This window comes from Chitinophaga sp. 05T412 (assembly GCF_056396465.1).
Genome location: NZ_JBFTLN010000003.1, coordinates 53,607 through 73,987, shown reverse-complemented (window position 1 = coordinate 73,987; position 20,381 = coordinate 53,607). Strand labels below are relative to the sequence as shown.

The 20,381-nt window shown below is 47.1% G+C and carries 19 protein-coding genes; 4 read left to right on the top strand and 15 right to left on the bottom strand.

What is annotated here, in order from left to right; translation table 11 throughout:
- Positions 1 to 41 precede the first annotated feature (41 nt).
- The 11 genes from AC1DFM_RS07515 to AC1DFM_RS07465 all read right to left on the bottom strand — a co-directional run bounded on the left by AC1DFM_RS07515 (position 42) and on the right by AC1DFM_RS07465 (position 11,756).
- Positions 42 to 323 carry a DUF4342 domain-containing protein gene (locus AC1DFM_RS07515; protein ID WP_477076088.1) on the bottom strand — a complete coding sequence of 94 codons (282 nt, stop codon included), beginning with the start codon at positions 321 to 323 and terminating at the stop codon, positions 42 to 44.
- A 100-nt stretch (positions 324 to 423) separates the two neighbouring features.
- Positions 424 to 1,335, bottom strand: coding sequence for a helix-turn-helix domain-containing protein (locus AC1DFM_RS07510; RefSeq protein ID WP_477076087.1), 912 nt, complete (start codon positions 1,333 to 1,335; stop codon positions 424 to 426).
- Positions 1,336 to 1,407: 72 nt separating this feature from the next.
- A complete protein-coding gene (locus tag AC1DFM_RS07505) occupies positions 1,408 to 2,304 on the bottom strand; it encodes an SDR family oxidoreductase (protein WP_477076086.1) in 897 nt (298 codons plus the stop codon).
- An 89-nt stretch (positions 2,305 to 2,393) separates the two neighbouring features.
- Complete coding sequence (locus AC1DFM_RS07500) at positions 2,394 to 3,167, bottom strand: isocitrate lyase/PEP mutase family protein (protein ID WP_477076085.1); 774 nt, start codon at positions 3,165 to 3,167, stop codon at positions 2,394 to 2,396.
- An 85-nt stretch (positions 3,168 to 3,252) separates the two neighbouring features.
- Entirely contained in the window at positions 3,253 to 4,068 is an 816-nt protein-coding gene (locus tag AC1DFM_RS07495; RefSeq protein WP_477076084.1) for a DUF6597 domain-containing transcriptional factor, read from the bottom strand.
- A gap of 145 nt (positions 4,069 to 4,213) precedes the next feature.
- Entirely contained in the window at positions 4,214 to 4,705 is a 492-nt protein-coding gene (msrA, locus tag AC1DFM_RS07490) for a peptide-methionine (S)-S-oxide reductase MsrA (protein ID WP_477076083.1), read from the bottom strand.
- 88 nt (positions 4,706 to 4,793) lie between these two features.
- Positions 4,794 to 5,621: a glycoside hydrolase family 16 protein gene (locus tag AC1DFM_RS07485; protein ID WP_477076082.1), complete on the bottom strand. Its 828-nt coding sequence runs from the start codon at positions 5,619 to 5,621 to the stop codon at positions 4,794 to 4,796.
- An 85-nt stretch (positions 5,622 to 5,706) separates the two neighbouring features.
- Positions 5,707 to 7,599, bottom strand: a complete 1,893-nt coding sequence (locus tag AC1DFM_RS07480) for a sialate O-acetylesterase (protein ID WP_477076081.1) — start codon at positions 7,597 to 7,599, stop codon at positions 5,707 to 5,709.
- 25 nt (positions 7,600 to 7,624) lie between these two features.
- Positions 7,625 to 8,377 (bottom strand): SDR family NAD(P)-dependent oxidoreductase, encoded by a 753-nt coding sequence (locus AC1DFM_RS07475; RefSeq protein WP_477076080.1) that lies wholly within the window; start codon positions 8,375 to 8,377, stop codon positions 7,625 to 7,627.
- Between the two features lie 17 nt (positions 8,378 to 8,394).
- The gene (locus AC1DFM_RS07470) at positions 8,395 to 10,545 is read right to left on the bottom strand and encodes an alpha-glucuronidase family glycosyl hydrolase (protein ID WP_477076079.1); all 2,151 of its coding nucleotides are present in this window, start codon (positions 10,543 to 10,545) and stop codon (positions 8,395 to 8,397) included.
- 167 nt (positions 10,546 to 10,712) lie between these two features.
- The gene (locus AC1DFM_RS07465) at positions 10,713 to 11,756 is read right to left on the bottom strand and encodes a LacI family DNA-binding transcriptional regulator (protein ID WP_477076078.1); all 1,044 of its coding nucleotides are present in this window, start codon (positions 11,754 to 11,756) and stop codon (positions 10,713 to 10,715) included.
- A 340-nt stretch (positions 11,757 to 12,096) separates the two neighbouring features.
- Here AC1DFM_RS07465 and uxuA point away from each other — a divergent pair, with 340 nt between their 5' ends.
- From uxuA to AC1DFM_RS07450, 3 genes are all read left to right on the top strand, one after another.
- Positions 12,097 to 13,263 (top strand): mannonate dehydratase, encoded by a 1,167-nt coding sequence (gene uxuA, locus AC1DFM_RS07460; RefSeq protein ID WP_477076077.1) that lies wholly within the window; start codon positions 12,097 to 12,099, stop codon positions 13,261 to 13,263.
- A gap of 131 nt (positions 13,264 to 13,394) precedes the next feature.
- A complete protein-coding gene (locus AC1DFM_RS07455; RefSeq protein ID WP_477076076.1) occupies positions 13,395 to 13,700 on the top strand; it encodes a DUF493 domain-containing protein in 306 nt (101 codons plus the stop codon).
- A gap of 127 nt (positions 13,701 to 13,827) precedes the next feature.
- Complete coding sequence (locus tag AC1DFM_RS07450) at positions 13,828 to 14,499, top strand: YceI family protein (protein WP_477076075.1); 672 nt, start codon at positions 13,828 to 13,830, stop codon at positions 14,497 to 14,499.
- Between the two features lie 74 nt (positions 14,500 to 14,573).
- Here the strand turns inward: AC1DFM_RS07450 and AC1DFM_RS07445 are convergent, their stop codons facing one another.
- Genes AC1DFM_RS07445 through AC1DFM_RS07430 form a run of 4 tightly spaced genes read right to left on the bottom strand, consistent with a single transcriptional unit; the run spans position 14,574 to position 19,495 of the window.
- Positions 14,574 to 14,759, bottom strand: a complete 186-nt coding sequence (locus AC1DFM_RS07445; protein ID WP_477076074.1) for a hypothetical protein — start codon at positions 14,757 to 14,759, stop codon at positions 14,574 to 14,576.
- Entirely contained in the window at positions 14,746 to 15,891 is a 1,146-nt protein-coding gene (locus tag AC1DFM_RS07440; RefSeq protein ID WP_477076073.1) for a PepSY-associated TM helix domain-containing protein, read from the bottom strand. The genes AC1DFM_RS07445 and AC1DFM_RS07440 overlap by 14 nt, the downstream gene beginning before the upstream one ends.
- Positions 15,892 to 15,913: 22 nt before the next feature.
- Positions 15,914 to 17,125 carry a hypothetical protein gene (locus AC1DFM_RS07435; protein WP_477076072.1) on the bottom strand — a complete coding sequence of 404 codons (1,212 nt, stop codon included), beginning with the start codon at positions 17,123 to 17,125 and terminating at the stop codon, positions 15,914 to 15,916.
- Between the two features lie 12 nt (positions 17,126 to 17,137).
- A complete protein-coding gene (locus AC1DFM_RS07430) occupies positions 17,138 to 19,495 on the bottom strand; it encodes a TonB-dependent receptor (protein WP_477076071.1) in 2,358 nt (785 codons plus the stop codon).
- Positions 19,496 to 19,725: 230 nt separating this feature from the next.
- Between AC1DFM_RS07430 and AC1DFM_RS07425 the strand changes: the two genes are divergently transcribed.
- The gene (locus AC1DFM_RS07425) at positions 19,726 to 20,316 is read left to right on the top strand and encodes an RNA polymerase sigma-70 factor (RefSeq protein WP_477076070.1); all 591 of its coding nucleotides are present in this window, start codon (positions 19,726 to 19,728) and stop codon (positions 20,314 to 20,316) included.
- Positions 20,317 to 20,381: the final 65 nt, after the last annotated feature.

Below are 20,381 nucleotides of genomic sequence, written 5' to 3'. Positions count from 1 at the left end.
GCGTATATTGACAGTGGCCCTGCCACTGTCAATATTTAATATTATTTAGCAGCAGTATCGTCCTCCTTTGGTTCTTCTTCCTTAGGCGCTTCTCTTTCTACTACAATACTGCATTCGCCAATCAGCGCGGCTACAGCGCCTACGCCAGCCAGTACGGGGGCAAACAAAACGCCTACCACGCCAAGTGTAAGTGGAAAAGACATTATTTCCTTCCCTTCTTTATCTGCAATACTGATTTTCCGGATATTCCCTTCTGCTATCAGTTCTTTTACTTTTTTTACCAGGTTCTCGCCGTGGAGGGTAAACGTTTCTTTGGTTGTCATAATGATGTATACTTTGGCATTAAGTTATCGAAAATTGTGTAATAACCGTTGATAGGGGAAAGAAAATTTACGGGAGATAAATACCTGTACACGGCTGCTGTCAGTTAAATCGTTGCCGGAACTCCATCGGGGTAACATGGGTTTTCTGTTTAAATAATTTATTGAAAGATTGTGGGTGCTCAAAGCCCAATTCATAGGCAATTTCGCCGACAGACAAATCAGTCGTGCTCAGTTTCTCCATGGCCCTGTCAATGACTTTCTGATGAATGAGCTGTTGCGTATTTTGTCCAGTAAGCATTTTGAGCAGGCTACGCAGGTAGGTGGGCGACATATGCAGCTGATCTGAAATATACTGCACTGTAGGCAATCCTTTGCTGATCAGGTCTGGATCGTTGAAGTAATCGTTGAGCAGCTTTTCCAGTTGTTCCAGTACCTGATGATTCGCTTTGTTCCGGGTAATAAACTGGCGCTGATAAAAACGATCTGCGTAATTCAGCAGTGTTTCAAGTTGAGATATAATAATGCTCTGGCTAAACCGGTCGATGTTGGTATGATACTCCTGCTGAATGTTGTCAATGATTTGCCTGATTTTTAATTCTTCTTCTCCAGAAAGGAACAACGCTTCATGTACTGAATAACCGAAAAATTCATATTGCCGGATAGCGGTCGCCAGCGGCGTATTCCACAGGAAGTCCGGATGTATCAGCAACATCCAGCCAGAAGGATTTTGATATCCTTCTTTTTTTTCAATCCGTAATACCTGTTTGGGAGCCATGAAGAACATGATGCCTTCATCAAAATCATAGTCTTGCTGCCCATACTGGTATTTATAGTTCATCCCTCTTTTAATAGAGATATTGTAGAAATCAAAAATCAGGCTTTGTGTACCCAGCTCACCTGATTGATCCATGTCATCGAAATTGATCACACTGATCAGCGGATGTTTGGGTTTCGGTAGTCCACGCAAGGCATGATATTCCGATATAGTTTTGATGTGGCGCGGTGTAGTCATGGTGACATCAGTTAATAAACCACGCGGCCACGATACCTCAGGTGCCGTTGCCGCGTGGTAAATGTACGTGTTTTACTTGTTTGCCGGGAAATAGATCTCACCTTCCATATCTTCCAGCAACGTGCTGTGCCGGGGAGTCCAACCTAAACTTTGTCGGGTGAATTCACTGGAAACGAGATTGTTGAATTGGGCAAAATGTGAAAACCAGGTAAAGTGGTCCGCCACTTCTTCCGGCTGCAGGGATACTACCGGCAGATCTAGCTTTTTACCAATCACAGTCGCAATGTTTTTAAAAGGAATACCCTGCTCTGCTACGGCATGATAATACGTGCCGGGGGCCGCCTCTTTTTCCAGGGCAAGGCGAATCAGGTTCGCTGCATCCCGTTTATGTACGGATGGCCACACATTAGTACCTTCCAGTATCATGGCTGATTTACCTTTGTCTTTGGCAATGCCGCCCAACAGGGTGATAAAGCCCGGATCATTTTCTCCATGTACAATAGAAAGCCGGATGATAACGGTATGCACTCCTTTTTCGGCCAGTCGGTTGGCTGTCTTTTCGGAGATGGTACGTGGCGCATTTTCATGTGTAATGCGGTCTTGCTCGGTTACCAGCCCGTTTTTGTGAATGATAGCAGTGCCGGAAGCAATGAGAAATGGGCGCGTGGTGCCGGCCAACACTTCACCCATCGCTTCAATCGCTTTTTCATCAACGGCGCACATGGCGGCGAAATTTTTAAAGTCATGGATAAAGCCCAGGTGGATGACGCCATCTGCCGCCGCTGCGCCGGATTTCAGGCTTTCCACGTCGTTGAGGTCACCCCGGTGTGGCACCGCTCCCAGCGCAGCGATTTTTAAGGCTGCTTCCTCTGAACGTGCCAGTCCTGTTACCTGATGGCCTGCTGCCAGTAATTCTTCCACTACTGCCATGCCTATGAAGCCACTGGCTCCTGTTACAAATACTTTCATCTGTTTGTGTTTTATATCACAAAAGTGGCCGGAAATTTCACGGTATTTGTAGCCGGAACGCGGGTTGTTGTATCCAAAAAAAAATCAGGTCAGAGAATAGGCGAGAAGCTGTTGGCAGTCAATGTTTCGCGGGAAAGCGTTTCCGCCTGTTCATATGCCTTATTGAATAAAAAAGGTCCCATACTGGCTCTGCTTACGCCCAATTGCCGCAGTACATCGAAATCCGGTAAACCCGGTATACACATCACATTCAGCGGCAATGAAGTGTTACTGATGGCCACCGTGATATCTGCCGGGGCGCTGATGCAAGGGAGAAAAATACCATCTGCCCCATTACTTTCATATATCTTTAACCGGTCTATGGTCTCAGATTGTTTGTCAGTCACGTTCAACAGAAAGGTATCACAACGTACATTCACAAACAACGACAAATTTTCTTCCTGCAACTGCTTTTTGATATAAGCGATGGTTTGGGCAAATACCCGCGCATCTTTCAACACCCTGCCACCGGCGCCTATGATAGAATCTTCGATGTTAATCCCTGCCACACCCAGTTGTACCAGTTGACGAATATTATTGAAGATGGCTTCATGCGTGCTGCCATATCCCATTTCTATATCTACCGACAGCGGTACCTGTAATACGGCTAACATCCGTTGAATCACAAAAAGATAATCGCTGAAGGGCATTTTTTCGCCATCATCATAACCCAGGGCGCCCGCAACAGCCGCACTGGAGGTGGCTACTGCCGGGAAATCGGCTTGCTGAAAACCAGCGGCGCTTTTCGCATCCCAGGCATTGGGAATAATCAATAAATCGCCAGATTGGTGTAAGGCTTGGAATTTTTCGAAATTAGAAGACATGTTGAATAAATTTTATGCTGATATAATGATTAATAGCACAAAATTATTCCAGGGAAGGCAGTCCGAATTGTACAAATCGGAACAGTTAGTTATTCGCTACGGCCAATGTAACCGGCGATGTTTCCTTCGCATAGCCGGAAGGGGTGTAGCCGGTAAAGGATTTAAATTCTCTGATGAAATGAGATTGGTCAAAATAACCACAATCGTAAGCGATATCCGTAAGCGATACCTCTTTTTTGATCAACAGCTGCAGGCTGTGCTGGAAGCGGTTAATTTTGCTATAGAGCTTAGGGGTAAGCCCGGTATATTGCAGAAATATTTTTTGAAGATAACGGGACGTAATTCCATAGCGGGCGGCCACGTTGTCGATATTATCAAAGAAATCATGCCGTTGTATTTCACGCATCACGTCATTCACTACTCCTATTTTACGACCACTTTGAGTAGAAATGGCGAGGCGCTGCAACAGAAAATTTTCTACCAGCGAAATCCGTGTATCCCACGACGTTATATCCTGCAGCCTGGCATACAAGGCTTGCACTACCTTGTCGGCGCAATCGCGGAAATCTATTACCTGGTTGTTGAACAAGTCCACCGGGTCCCGCAAAAAGATGGCGGCTGCATGYGGATAAAAGCGAATGCCCAGCATCACGTTTCGACCGACGGATTTAATCACCAGCGGGCGTGTGATTTGTCCCCACAACTCAACAGGGGGCGTGGTCACAAACGTGTTATTAGCGGCCGTTTGCCAATGTCCGCTGCCGAGGTTGAAAATAATTTCTACGCAGCCACTGGGAAATACAGTGTCGTCAAAAGCCGCAGTAGTATCCGACTCATAGATGTAATAGCATTTTATGTAGGGGGCTAATGGTTTGCTGGGTTTTATTTCATGATATCTCATTTGGGTGCAGTATTCTTAAAGATACGTAAAGGAGCGGAAAGCAAAAAGCAGAAAGCAAAAAGCTATTGTGGCGATTGATCAAAGCGTATATAATATTCGCAATAATCAATCGCCACAATAGCTTTTTGCTTTCTGCTTTCTGCTTTTAGCTCAATTTCCAATTGGGCCTCTCAAAGTGACACGTATATCCATGAGGGTGCTTCTGCAAATAGTCCTGATGCTCTTCTTCCGCATTCCAGAAATCGCCGGCAGGCGCTATTTCTGTGATGATTTTTCCCGGCCATTTTCCGGAGGCGGTCATCTCTGCAATTAAAGCCTGTGCAGTGGCTTGCTGCGCTTCATTGAGATAAAAAATGGCGGAACGGTAAGAGGTCCCGATGTCGTTGCCCTGCCTGTTTTTGGTGGTAGGGTCATGAATCTGAAAGAAATATTCCAGTAGTTCGCGGTAAGATATCTTTTCCGGATCAAATGTAATTTCAATGCCTTCGGCATGTGTACCATGATGACGATAGGTGGCATTTGGTACGTCGCCGCCGGTGTATCCCACCACAGTATGCAGTATGCCCGGACGGTGGCGGATCAGTTCTTCCACCCCCCAGAAACAACCGCCGGCAAGAATGGCTTTTTCACTACCCATATAGCTGTTCGTTTAAATGTTTATGTTGCCCGATTCGCGGGCCACAGCTTACGAAAATAAACATAATCCCGGACTCGCGAAAATCGTCTTATTGGTATACTTTTACCCAGTCTACAATCATTTGTACAGGCAACGTGGCAGGATCTACCTTGCCTACCCAGTCGCCACCCAGCTGCTGATCTATCAGGATATAAAAAGGCTGATCATATGGCCATTGGGAAGGATCTACGCCTTTCACGCGGGGATAGGTAAAAGTATCTTTTCCATTGACGGTAAATACAATACGATCGGGGTACCAGCTGATGCCATAGGTGTTGAATGCCTGTGGGTCTACAGCCGCGGTGCCACCATGCGGCGGGTTCGCAGTTTGTTTCAGGTCCAGCGTATAGTAGGAGTGGGTAGTTTGATAAATCAGTTGTTCGTAGTTCAGGTGCTCCATGATATCAATTTCTCCATTCCGCGGATATTTGCCATACTTATCTGTTTCCGCGAGCATCCACATGGCTGGCCAGGCGCCACGGGCGCATTCCAGCTTGGCGCGTATTTCAATCCTGCCATATTGAAAGGCAAACTTTCCTTTGGTATAGATACCACCGGTGAGGAAGGGACGGGGATCTTTTTGTGTATCCGGATTGTTAATGCCGCGGAGGTATATCTTCCCACTATCTATCCGGTAACATTGGTCATCACTCGTCATATGTTTGCCCCAGGCGGCATTATTGGGCGGAATACGGGTCCATTTGGTAGTATCCAGCGCGGGTCCATCAAAGTTGTCCTGCCATACCAGTTTCCACTGCTTATTTTGCCGACCGGCTTTTTGCGTATAGAGGTATCCGTTTTTACCTTGCCGTTCTGTTACCTTACATGCGGAAAAGGCTGCCAGGAGTGCCAGCAGGAGCAATGCGTTCTTTTTCATGATCACCGGGTTGTTTTTCCAGCTACTTCATTGCAGGTGGAAGTAATGCAAATATAATTGCTGCCACCTGTTTTTTCCAGGTACATTATTTATCTGTCCGAAATGGTGAGGCTGGTAACTTTTCCCGGTTATACAAATTCGGGTTGACCGGGTTGTCAGAAAAAGCGTAGCGAACGTAAGCAGGATGCGGTATTTCGTCACTCCACACCTTTATTTTATCACCCGCTATTGCGGTCTGTGCCCACACAAATTTTTTATCCACGCCCGCAATTTCAAAAGTAGCGGGTGCTTCGCCATCGGCGGTAATGAGTCCTCCACCAGTTTGGGTAAAGCTCACCACGATGCAGTGATCTTCCACTACGGCAGATTGATACAGGGGGCCGCTGTATATCACCGGTTCCCCGTACGCTACTTTCCGCGCTGCCAGTGCCAGGCGTTCGCCTACGTCTTTTTTATTGTCGGGATGGATATCATTCCATTCACCGAGATCAATGGCAACGGCCATCGCAGTATGCGGCACCGCAAGCGCCTGCAACTGCGCATCTCTCAGCAGTGCCCAGTTACTTTCCACCGGCCAATAGTTGTAATCCATGAAGCCGGGTAATTGCACGTAAAGAAAAGGCAATGATTCCTGTGCCCATCGGGCCCTCCAATCGTAGATCAGGGTGGGGAGTAGTTGGCGGTATAAATCAGGTTGACTGGTATTTGCTTCTCCCTGATACCAGCAGATTCCTTTGAGGGTATAAGGGGTAAGGGGTGCTACCATGGCATTGTACAGCGCTGCCGGTTGATGAGATAAATCTATGCGATTACTTTTATTGGCAGATGGTGGAAATGCTACGCCTACTTTATAGGCCCAGTCGCCTTTTAAATCAATACTATCCTTGTCTGTAAACAGCGAGTAGGGCTTATCCGGTACAAATCCGCCTTTGCCGGCGGTATTAGTCACACGTACTACCAACAGGTTCCTGCCGGCTTTCAACAGGCCAGCCGGCACGGTGTAGCGGCGTTGCGGATATTGGTAGGCGGTACTGCCTACCTGCTGACCGTTAATATAAAGTGCGTCGGCATCTACAATACGCCCCAGAAAAACGCGGGCGGCCTGTCCGGCCATCGTGGCCGGTAGCATGATTTCGCGGCGATACCATACTACGCCGTTCAGGTCTTTTAGTCCCTGATCTTCCCAGTAGCCGGGGATATGGATATTGCGCCAGCCGGTGGCAATATAATCCGGTTGATACCAGGTAGGAGTAGCCGTTAACCCGGCATCAGGAGGTGGTGCAGGGAAGGGCGTGGTGGCCGGTTGTGCGCCAGCTGTTTTGTTTTTTTCGATGAGCGCCTGTTGCGCCGGAAAATTTTTGAGCCCTTCTTCACTGGTCCATGCCTCTATCGGTGTGCCACCTACGCTGGCATTGATGATGCCGATAGGCACTTTATATTGTTCGTATAATTTTTTGGCGAAGAACCAGGCAACAGCAGAGAAGGCCCGTATATCGGCCTGCACCGCGGGCTTCCAATAACCCGTGGGTAAATCGGTTTGTGGACCGGCAACGTTGTTAAGTGTAGGGACCAGAAACTGCCGGATCTGTGGATCATTGGCTTCCCGGATATCACGGGCGTAGGTTACATCGTGAATGCCCAGCTGGTGCACCATGTTCGACTGCCCGCTGCAAAACCATACATCGCCGAAAAGAATATCCCGTAGCGTAAGTTGATTGATGGTGAGCGTGTATGGGCCACCAGCTTTAGTGGGCGGCAAATACAGTGCCCAGTTGCCGCTGGCATCGGCTGTTGTCGTATAGGCCTTACCGTTAAAACGGACGGTCACTTTTTCTTTGCCGGATGCCCAGCCCCATAATTTTACTTTTTCATCCCGTTGCAAAATCATGCTGTCGCGTACGAGCCGGGGAAGTTTTACCTGTGCGATGGTTTTACTGAATACGCAACAGCAGAGGGGAAGAAGGAGCCATTTTTTCATAACGTGTTATTGTCAAATTGTAATATCAGAAACCGATGCTGTTGCCGCCATCTACAGGCAGCACTACACCGGTAATAAATTTAGCCGCGTTGCTGGTCAGGAAGTACGCAGCTTCGGCAATGTCGGCGGGTTGTCCCATGGTGCCCATGGGGGTTCTGCCAAATACTTTCGCTTTTCTTTCCGGATCACTGTTGAGCGCTTTGGCGGTCATATCGGAATAGATGAATCCGGGTGCAATGGCATTGACGCGGATACCCTGTGGCGATAACTCCACCGCCATGGCGCGGGTCATCCCATCGATGGCCGTTTTGCTGGCGGAGTAAGCAATTACTTTTGGCAGGCCATACTGCGCTGCCATGGAGCTGATATGAATGATACAACCACTGCTTTGCAATTGCATATGTTTTACTACTTCCCGGCTCATGGTGAATACGGCGGTAAGATTCGTCAGGATGACCTGCTGAAACTCATCGTCTGTGACGGCGGTAAAGTCTTTTTTCATATTGGTGCCGGCATTGTTCACCAGTATATCAATAGTGCCATATTGATCAGCTACCGATTGTACAAAGGCAGGTATGGCGGAAAGATGGGTCACATCTATGGCGATGGCCTTGCAAAGTGGCCCCAGTTGTTGTTGTGCGGTATGCAGCCGCTCCTCATTTCTTCCCGCAATAACTACCTGTATACCTTCCTGCACAAATTTTTCGGCAATGGCGAGGCCCAGTCCGGAGCCACCACCGGTAACAATGGCTACCTTTCTTTTTGTTGCTGTCATCATCTTTTTACCTACTTATTTTAAATGCCCGGTGCAAACGGGAATTGCAGCTGTTTATAATACTCCAATGTATGATCCGGTTTTTCATAAGCTGCCGGAATGGGCATGCCGTGAATGCTTTGAAAATATAGCACACAGGCATTCCGCCACCAGAGCGCTTCTTTATGTTGAATAGTCAGTAGCATACGCACTTGTTCAAACCGTTGTTGATCTACGTAAGGTTGCAGGGATTGCCAGGTAGTTTGCAGGGTACCGGTTTTCGCAGCGCCGGTGTAGTATTGATAGCAGAGTTCTTCCCATAAATTTCTGCCGCTTTTCATCTGGAATGTCCATGGTACATGATGAAACCATAAAAGATATTTTTCATCACAGGTGTTGGCATGGTTCCATTGCTGCTGTACGGGAGGCTGATATTGCGCGAGGGCGTTACTGCCTGTGGCGGTGCGGTTGAAGCCAATGCTGAGGCTATCCGCTTTGTGGTAGTACACAGGATTCCATTCAGGGCGACTCAAATTATTGATCCAGGGAGCGGGCCCGTAATGGTGACTGGTACCCATGATATGATGCAGTCCTAACGGGTTCGCATATTGTACAAACAGGTCTCTGCTTTCCAGCATGAGCCGCGATGCTGTTTTCAGAAAAGCAGGGTTGTTCGACCAGGTCATGCGCAGCCATTCGTCCGCAATTTGTTCGCTGGAGAGGGAGTGATCCCAGGCGAGGCGGCCGAGTGCGTACCAGTTGGCTTGTGCAAAGGGATGTCCGCACCAGTTGATATCGTTGCCGATGTTGGCTACGCCGGCCATACCGGTTAGTGGATGGGCATCCAGGCTGCCATCAATGACTTTAGCCACGGTGCTGCCTTTCCCTTTGGCGTAGGTATCACTCTCCAATGTTTCTTTAAATAGTGGTGCCAGAAAAACGAGATGCGTGCCTTGCCCGAGGTATTCCTGTGTTACCTGGAATTCCATCATCAGCGGAGTGTGTGGCATGGCGCCAAACAGTGGATGGAAAGGCTCCCGGGGCATGAAGTCGATGGCGCCGTTTTTCACTTGTACCATCACGTTAGGCCGGAACTGGCCGTCTAAAGGAACAAAGTCGTTGTATGCCTGGGTGTGCCGGTCTGCCGGGTTATCGTGACTGTATACGAATGCGCGCCAGATGATCATGCCGTGAAAAGGTGCGATGGCATCTGCGAGCATATTAGCGCCTTCGGCATGACTCCGGTGATAGTCCTGTGGACCGGGTTGTCCTTCGCTGTTGGCTTTTACGAGGAAGCCGCCGAAGTCGGGGACATAGGTATAGATCTCTTTAATTTTTTCTTTCCACCATTGTCGTACTCCCGGGTCCAGTGGGTCTGCGGTTTTGAGGCTGCCAATGTTCATGGGGGCGCTGAACCTGGCCGTAAGAAATACCTTGATGCCATAGGGGCGGAATACATCTGCCAGGGCTTTTACCTTTTCCAGGTAGGCGGGTGTGAGCACGGTGGCGTTGGCATTTACATTGGTGATCACGGTGCTGTTGATACCAATAGAAGCGTTGGCCCTGGCATAATCTATATATCGCTGATCGATGTAATCGGGCAGGGTATGCCAGTTCCAGATAGAGAAGCCGGCATAGCCTCTTTCCACGGTTCTGTCGAGGTTATCCCAGTGATTGAGCATACGCAGGCGCAGCTTCGGTGCGGAAACAAAGGGCTGTGCGGGAAGGGGTTGTTCCGTTTGGAGCAGTCGCAGTAAATGAAAGGCGCCGTATAGTACGCCCTGATCGGTGTTGCCGGCAATGAGTATGCACTTTTTCTGATTGACCAGCGTAGTGGTGATCACGAAACCTTCTTCCCCGGCTTGTTGCAGCTGCGTATAGAGGTGAGCGTTATGAATCAGTGAAGAGGAGGTGGGCGTGCCTGCTATGATGGCGCCATCGCGGTTGGGTGTGGTGCGGAAGGCAGGTGTTATCTGTAATAAGCCCGACAGGCCTTTAGTCAGCTCTTCTTTTACAAGGCGCATGGTAACGGAAGATCCGCTGACAATAAGGGTATTGGCTTGTTGGCGGTAGGAGGTGAGGAGAGATGGGGAAGTAATCCGTGTGTACCGGAGCCACAGTTCATACCCGTTTTCTCCTTTGGCAGTAAGGAAATAACAGAGGCAGATTAGCCATAACGTGGTTTTCTTCATACAACAATTTTATTGGATGACGATGTTGGTTGCCCGGATGCTGATAACGGTAACGACTATCTGTTTTTAGTGACCGGCTATCGTTTTTCTTTTCCGGTAATATCGTAAAATAAGCACTTTTTACGTATTATTTTCGCAATCGGTTGCGTAAATATCTTAAAAAAATTTTATCCCCGCAATTTGTTTTTGAGAGAAGAGGTTCTGATCACGAGGTCGGCCCGGAGGGTAATGGCATTGGTGCTATACAGGTCACTGATGCCTTTGAGATGATTTATGAGATAGGTGGCGGCGGTATGCCCAAGGCTTTCACCGGGATACTCCACGGTAGTAAGGTTGGGCTCAATTACCCGGCTGATGGGGTCATTGTTAAAGCCGGCGAAGGCGATGTCTTCCGGAATACGCAGACCGGCGGCTTTCAGCGCCAACATACAATACACAGCGGCGGTATCGTTGGCGGAAAATACAGCATCGGGGCGTTCCTTGGCCGGCAGGTCCAGTATGTACCTGGCGGCATCCGTACCTGCCTGCTCCGAAAGGCTGCTGGTCAGGTGCCACTTTTCTTTCACAGGTAAATGATGATCCCGCAACGCCTGCTGGTAGCCGTTAAGCCTTTCCTGGTATACATTGCGTAGCAGGTTGCCACCCAGGTGCATAATTTTTACGCAACCCTGGGCAATCAGGTGTTTGGTAATATTATAAGCTGCCTCGTAATTATTAATACCTACCGCCATGCTTTCATCGTGCTGATAAATACGGTCGAAGAACACCACCGGTATTTTCTTCCTGAAGAAGGATTCCAGGTGCTGAATAGTTTGGGTATTGGAAGAAAGGGAGATGAGCAGGCCATCTACCCGCTTATTAAACATCGTGGCCGCATTGCGCTTTTCTTTCTCCACGTCCTCGAGCGACTGCGCTATAATCAGGTTGTAGCCGTGGCGGTTGGCCGCATCTTCCATACCCGCAATGGCGGACGACATAAAGTGACTGTTCAGTCGCGGTACCAGCACCCCCAGCGTATTGGTCTGCCGGCTTCTCAGGCTGCTGGCGAAGGTGTTAGACTGATACCCCAGTAACTTCGCCGTTTCCTCAATTTTCTTGCGGGTGCTTTTACTGATCATAGGATTGTTTTTCAATCCCCTGCTCACAGTGGCCGCCGATACATTCAGGTACTTAGCGATATCATATATAGTTACTTCCCGGTCGTCTGACATTTATTGATAGCTTGTTCTTCAAAGGAAATGAACTTTTTTTGAATAAAAAAATGCAATCGGTTACGTAAAATCGTTTTTTTCTTATATTCGTTCTCAAGAACCAAGGTCCATAGATACGCCAGCGAGTAAAAGTTCACGTAAAACGCCCGTTATGAAACGATATAATTACGATGTAGTAGCCTATCGTCTATTATGCAGGTCCACGCTTGCAGCCGTCCACTGTTGATGGTGATATAGTGGGTTGGCGTTGGTGATTGTCCGTATGAAGAAGGGCGCCCCAGGTCCGGTTACCATTCATTTTAAATGCATCTTTTTAAATCACTTCATTAAACAGTCAGTTATGTTCATGCAGGAAACCATGCGTTGGTTTGGACCACACGATATTGTTCGTTTAAGCGATATCCGGCAGGCCGGATGTGAAGGGGTGGTGACCGCGCTGCATCAGATCCCCGTAGGGGAAGTATGGCCTGTGGCTGATATCCGGGAGCGAAAGGCAATGATTGAAAAAGAAGGGATGAGTTGGACGGTGGTAGAAAGTTTGCCTGTTAGTGAAGATATTAAACGGCAAAGCGGCGATTATAAAACGCATATCGCCCATTACAAAACGAGTTTACAGCATCTGGCTGCGTGCGGGATAAAAGTGATTACCTATAACTTTATGCCGGTGATGGATTGGGTGCGTACCGACATCAGTTACACGCTGCCCTCGGGTGGAAAAGCGTTGTACTTTGAGCGTGCGGCGTTTATGGCCTTTGATCTTTTTATGTTGCAACGGCCGCATGCTGAAAAAGATTATACGGCGGCGGAAATAGCCACGGCGGAGCATTGGTGGTATACTCATACGGACACAGAGAAACAGGTGGTGTTTCACAATGCGATGTTGGGGTTGCCCGGAAGTACCGGCCGCTTTACGCCCGCTGAAATACTCGCGGCACTGAACACCTATCAAGGAATAGATACGGCGGGATTAAAAGCGCACCTGTTTTATTTTTTAAGCGAAGTGGTGCCGGTAGCGGAATCGTTGGGCCTGAAAATGGCCGTGCATCCGGATGATCCACCGTACCCGGTGTTGGGGTTGCCGCGCATTGTAAGCACCGCACAGGATTTACGGGAAATAGTGGCATCGGTTCCTTCTCCGGCCAATGGACTTTGCTTTTGTTCCGGCTCGCTGGGAGTGCGCCCGGACAATGATTTGCTGAATATCATTGCGGAGCTGGGAGCACAGATCCATTTTTTACACCTGCGCAATACACGGCGGGATGCGCAAGGCAATTTTTTTGAAGCAGATCATTTGAATGGTGATGTAGATATGGTAGCAGTGGTACGGGCACTGTTGTTACTGATGACAGAAAGAAAGGTGGCATTACCGGTAAGACCGGATCATGGTCATCAGTTGCTGGATGATCATACCAAAAACACGTACCCCGGCTATTCGGCTATTGGGAGGCTCAAAGGGCTCGCGGAATTGCGGGGCCTGCAAAGAGGTCTCGCCAGTATATTATCTTAGTTAAATCTGCCGGGTAAGCGCATTTTTACTGGTTTTTTTCTATAGCAGTGTCGGTCTTGTCAATGATGTTGTTGAAAAAGGAGGTATTTTGCAGGTTGATTCTGACTACAAATTTGATAAATAGTATTAATATGTCTATAGGAGAAAATGTAAATGCCAACCAGAGCGGAGATCCCTATGAAAATTTTCGGTCGTTGTTACAGCAGTCCATTGTATTTCCCACTGAGTATACTTTTAAGTTCATTATAAAAGCAGAAGAAGCGAAGATAACGGAACTGAAGGCGATGTTTGTCAATGTAGCAGCAAAGATCACGGAGACCAATTCTTCCGGTGGAAAATATAAATCATTCACCGTATTGGTGCCCGTTCAGAATGAAGAGGAAGTGATTACTTATTATAAGCAGGTAGCTACCATCGATTCCGTAATTATGTTATAAGGAATAGGGAGGAGGTAATGTGTGTGAACGAATTGTTATAATATTGACATTTTTCGATGTATTGGATGGTTGAATACGCCAAAATCACTACTTTCGCTGCCTTATATATAATAGCTAATCGAAATTTATGAAGCAAACAGTACCAGCTTTAGCCCTGCTGCTTTCCTTGGCAGCCTGTGGTGGTGCTTCGACTGAACAGACGAAGACCGAAGACAAGAAAGAAGCAGCTGCCACTACCGGCGCAGCTTATGCAATTGATACCGTTACCAGCGCCGTACAATGGCGTGCTACACACAAAGGTGGTTTCGCTCCACGCTTTGGTGCGATCAAGGTAACAAATGGTAGCCTCAATGTTGACAACGGTGCAGTTACCGGTGGTAGCTTTGATGTAAACATGAACAGCCTGACTACTGATCCAGCTTCTGTAACTGAAGCAGGTAAAAAGTCAACCGACCTGGATGGTCACCTGAAAAGCGGTGATTTCTTTGATGCAGCAAAGTATCCTACTGCTAAATTCGTCATTACTGCAGTTGCGCCTTACGATAGCGCTAAACAGAAAAGCCTGTTGCCTGGTGCTACTAACCTGATCAGCGGTAACCTGACCCTGAAAGACAGCACCCTGAACATCACTTTCCCTGCACAAATCGCAGTAAACGGTAACGATGTTACTGCTAATGCTAAATTTGTGATCGACAGATCTGCATGGGGTATCAGCTACAAAACAGAAGGTAGCCCTGAAAACTGGATGATCAGCAAAGAAGTTGAAATTGGTTTCAGCGTAAAAGGAACTAAGAAATAATTCAGCTGCGCAAGCAACTGTATGGAATAAAAAACGCCCCACAGCATTAGCTGTGGAGCGTTTTTTATATAAATCTATTTGTGTTCACCACGGAAATAATAGTAGCGGATCACGATCACAATAGGTATGCCCAGTGCCAGCCAGGAAAATACGTCCCAATAACTATCTCCCACCAGCGCTGCAATCAGGCCAGCGAGGGACAGCAAAGCTATCAGCAATGGCATGCCCCATAACCGTAAAAATGGATTATTCTTCATCATCGCTTGTTGTTTGGTCACTTAATCTGTTCCATTGAAGTTTGGCGGCTTTTCTGCGGGCAAACCAAAGATAGAGTCCTGTAATCAGTACGATGATAGCACCGGCATCGAAAACTGCCCAGATGATTTTCAGTGGCATGCCGCCGTAGTCGCCGAAATGCAGCGGTTCAGACAGGAACAGGGTATTCACATACCAGGGCATACGCCGCGCATCTGTTAATACACTTGTTTTGGCATCTACCAATGCCGGCATCAGCAACCGGGCTGTAAGTGGCGTATTTCCCCGCATAAACACCGCATAATGATGTTTGCTGGAAAACATGGTGCCCGGGTAAGTAATAATACGAGGCTCCATATGCGGCGCTGCTTTCTCCGCTACGGCCAGGGCGCTGTCCAATGAGCTAAGCTGACCGGTCAGCGGCGCCTGTTGCGCATAAGGCGCTACCATCTCCTTTAATTGTCCCTGTTGCCATATTGCCAGCACCACATCAGACAGCGTATTGATAATGCCTGTGAGTCCTACTACACTTAACCAGGCCAGCGTCACAATGCCTAACAGGTTATGAGTATCCAGCCATTTTAACCGTTTCGATTTGTATTGCCGCACCATACCGAAGTCGTATTTTTTCATGATACGCCCGTACAGTACCACACCGGAAACAATGGCAATCATAAACAGTATCCCCATAATACCGAGAAAGAGTTTTCCGCCGATACCGAGAAACATATTCATGTGGATCTTTAAAATGGTAGCCATCAGTCCATCGGTAGTAGGTTTGTCAAGTACCTCGCCGGTATATACATTGAGCATGGCGTACTTGCTTCCTTCCGGTGGCGCATCCGGCCTCGCGGCGAGGTCGAATACAATTTTATTTTTGTTGTCCTCGTCCCAGAATATATACCGTATTTTTTCAGCCGGATATAGTTTGCCGGCAATAACGGCTAATGAATCAAGGCTTAATTGCTGCGCGCCTGCAGGTGTTTCTGCAACTACTTTTTTTTCCAGTACGGCATCCAGCTCATGATGAAAAATCAAGGGAAGCCCGGTAATACAAAGCATGAGCATGAACAACGTGCAAATGAGGCTGGTCCATTTATGCCATTGAAACCAACGTTTGGCGGTTTTAATGTTCATTGATTGAAAATATTTATCGATACTAGTTATCTAATCTTATAAATCCGGATACCAGACCTCCATCACTGATATTGAAGGCAGCAGCGGCTGTGTTGGTGCTTTCGTTTAACAGATAATAGCCATTTTCTTTTGTAACGCTGTTGGCTACCCACAGATAAATTTTACCATCTATTAAGGTGATGCATTGTTCATTGGAATGGGCATACCTGGTTTTAGGAACACCGGTTATTTTCGTTTGTTTCAACGTATTGACGTCAATGGCATAGTAGTCCCAGATAGGCGTACCCAGGTTGGAAAAATCAGGTGCAAGCGGGTTGGCAGGAAGCTGTACATATATTTTTCCATTTTTTACCAGCGCCGTACCAATGCTGCTATGCTGCTGATAGGTATCTGCTTTTAAGATCCAGTTCGCATCAAAATCTGTTTCTCCTTTTTTGATACGGATCACCGCACTATTGGTAATGCCTTCATTAAAGCCGGTGTAATAGAAGTACAGGGCGCCATCATCACCTAATGTCCACATTTTATTAGCGCTGGCTCCCCAGCCGAGTGATTTAAGACCATTGTACTGAATTGTTTTTTCCAGTTTATTGGTGGCGATATCGATCACGGCCAGTTTAATATAGTTCACTACATCATCGCCATAACCGCCTCTTTCAGTGGTACCATAGGTAACGCTTACATATAGTTTTCCTTCTTTTGCGGCAATGATATGCTGACCAATAGCCTGGTAAGCCACGCCCTCTTTTTTCAGAGCGGTAAGATCTATTTCTCCCGTTCTCTGCATGGTGGTAGGATTAAACGTTTGCAGCAGCATGGCGCCTTTCACCGGATCAAGGTAGTAGCCATTGGTAGCGCTTACAATATGAAACATAGCGCCATTGGCCAGGAATCCGGTGCCGGTAATTTTTCCATTGGTGCCCACTTCCAGTTTTTGAATGCCTGCCTCACCGGAAACACTGCTGCGATTAAATATCCATTGACCGAATTTGGTAAAGCCAAAGGCGGTTTTCATTTGAAGTGTATTGGTGCTGATATTACTCAACGATTTTTCAGGCATCTTGGCATAGGCTGTCATATAACCGGTGGTGCCCAAATCAGCTTCGTTCGTAAATACGATATAACCAGGTGCTGCCGGGTTGGTGGTCGGAGAGGAGTCTTTGTCCTTGCTACAGGAGGAAAAAAGTATCGCTGCTGATAATACGCACAAGCCGTGTTTAATAATTTTGTTCATTGTTAATCTTTATTATAGTGAATAGGTAATTTTTACAGAAAAACTGCGACCGGGATTCTGAATTTTGAAGTTGTCGAATACCCGGGCATCAAATAGGTTCCTTGCCTGAAATCCAATGGCATAGGTGGCTTTGGAGGGATAGTAAGTGAAGCCGGTAGTATGGATCTGCTGATCCGGTATCACGTTGCGTGCATCGAGTTTGGTTTTCCCAAACAGGCCGAGAAATCCGCCTGGTTCCATTGATTTGGGAATGTAGTCTACATAGTATTCCCGTACGAAAGAATAATACCAGTATAACTGTATTTTATCTTCTCTGAAAAACAGCTTTTCAATTTTTGCATTCAATCCTGCATTCGCAAAGAAATAAGGTGTATTGCGCAGCCGGGCTTTATGAGTAATGGCGTTATCCGGATTATCCAGGCGAAGATCCTGGTAGGTAAAATTTCCGTTGGCTTGCAGCCAGTGGAAAAGGGTAATGTTAGCATCTGCATCTATACCTGCTCCTCTTACATTTTCAACGTTTTGACTTTGCGCATACATGAAGTTAATCGGCATGAGCATAATCATGTCCCGGGTATGCCGGTAAAAAGCATTTACTTCTGCACTGTAGCGGCCAGGAACCGCCATTTTATAGCCCGCATTAATATTCAGGCTTTTTTCAGGATTCAATTTAAAGTTGGACAGTTTGAGGTTGCCATCTCCAAATAACTCATCCTGTTCCGGTAATCGCAAAGCAGTTTCAACAGATGCCTGTACGGAGGAATAATCATTGATGTTGTATTTAATGCCCTCTGCAATGCCCCAGGCAGTATTGCTGTTGTGAGTCCGTATTTCGTTCCCCTGATAGTCGGCATCGCTGGCACTGGTGTTATAATGAAAATATTTTCCCGCAATACTATTTTGTAGTTTGCTATTAAAGAAAGAAGAAGAAAGACCAGCGGCTACTACCATCTTGCGGTAAGATGCTGGTACAGTGAGTACATCTGTTCCATCTTTAAATTTATATCCCAAAGGATCATGCCCTTCTCTGCCGAAATTGTTGAACACCATATTCAGGTTAAGCGTGTGTTTCGGATGTAACTGGTAGCTGATATTGGTTCGGGAAGTAAAGTATTTAAAGGTGATATCGGATTGGGAACCCCGGTCTGATATTTCCCCGATTTTATTGGAAGACGGCGTAAACTGACCAAACCAGTCGTAATAGCCACGTGCGGTATCTATGGCAGATGAGTGCAGCGTGTTATACACGAAGAATTGATGGATCGACAGCTTATCCTGTAAGAGGCGCTTCTTATATTGTACGGAAGGCACAACGGAGTATTGACTTCCTTTTGCGGCGCCATAAGGTTTGTCCATAGAAGAACCGAACTGAAATTGCCGGTCAATAGCAAAGCCGGTAACGGTAAGTCTTAGTTCATCTGCCCATTTTCTGTTTGAGACACCGGCAAATGCTTCTGCATAATAGTTGGAAAACCGGTTATGAAACAATCTCACGGTATAATCTTTTTTAATACCGGTGGCGGTATCTACCTGTTGAACGTCCGCCTTGTAGTTATTATCTGAATAGTTGTAAAAGGCATTGATACCGGCAAATGATTTTCCGTTGGCCGGCTTGTAATAAGCATTTACAGCCACTCTGTGTGTATTGAAGGAGCCGAACTCATAAGACGCATTAAAGAAGCTTTTGACGTCTTGCGTGGTAATCATATTAATAGCTCCTCCAAGGGCATCTGCTCCCAGGTAAAATGGTAACACGCCTTTATATACTTCTACGCGATCGAGCATATTGGTGGGCACGAGGGAAATATCGAAGCCACCACCGAGGTAATCCAGTGGTATGCCATCTTTAAAATAGCGGACCGACCTGTTCTGGAAGCCATTTAGCATCAGGTTGCTGCGACTTCCTAACCCGCCGGTTTGGCGGATTCTGATGCCGGCCGACCGGTTCATCAGTTCTACCAGGGTAGTGGGTTGTGTTTTATAAGGCGCCGTGCTGATCGCCTGTGTTTTGACAACATTCCCCGGTTTATAGCCCCGGACAGCCACTTCCTCCAGTGTCCGGGAAACACTTTCCAGTACCAGGTTTTGGCTGATGTTGGCGTTGGCGGTGATAGTGATGGGTTTTTCTACCCTTTTATATTCCAGGCCGGCTACTATTAATATATATTGTCCGGCTTTCACCGGGCCAATGTTATAGTTGCCATTTTCGTCTGTTTGTGTACCATAGGTGGTGCCTTTCAGGCCAACGGAGATATAGGGTACCGGTTTACCATTATCGGAGGTAACATGGCCTGTAATGCTGCCCTTTTGTGCGAGCAGCGTAGTAGAAACGGTAAGTAGTAGTACAGTAATAAGAGATCGGATAAACATTTGCAGCATGGAATAATATGCCGCAAAGGTGTAGCCGGATCGCAGTTGATCGTTTACGAAATTGGGAATTCTATTTTAGTAATCCGGAATTTTACAGGAACGACAGATGATGTGTCAACACGTTTTTTTTATGCTGTGATCTCAGGTATAGTGGGTGTGTTGCCAGTATTGCATTTTAATTTTATTATCATTACCTTGGTTCAATCGCTTCAAAACAATTTTGTCAAGCCATGGGTGATCCGGTAGAGGATGGGCATAAAGCCGCCACGTTATTACAGCAGGACGTTACCGGGCTGGAGCTGGTATTCAAAGAAAGCTACGCGGTTCTTCTTGCTTATGCCTGCAAGTATGTACTACGCGAAACAGCTGAAGACATTGTGCAGGATGTGTTTGTACAACTACACCGCAAAGGCTCCTCCCTGCACATTACTACCAATATTAAAAGTTACCTTTTTCGCAGCATCCATAATAGTTGCCTGGACTATATTAAACACCAGGCCGTACACCAGCGTTATGTCAATGCCTCCCTGCCCGCACTCACGGCCGCAGAACTGGACTACTTCAATCCGGATGGCGGCCGGCAAAGTCTGCTGGAGCAGGATAGCCTGGAAGCCAGTGTATGGCAGGCCATAGAAGACCTGCCGCCCAAATGCCGCGAAGTGGTGAAGCTCCGCTACCAGCAAGGACTTAAGACCGGTGAAATTTCAGAAGCCATGGGCATTTCCTCCCGTACTGTAGAAACGCAATTATATAAGGCCATTAAGCAATTAAGGGGAATGATACGCCGTACTCATCTCCTGTTTTCCTTTATTATGATGTAGCAAAGAGTCCTCCCGTTTTATTTTTTTCATTTTTCTTAAAAAAAATTGAAAAAAGCGTACGTAGA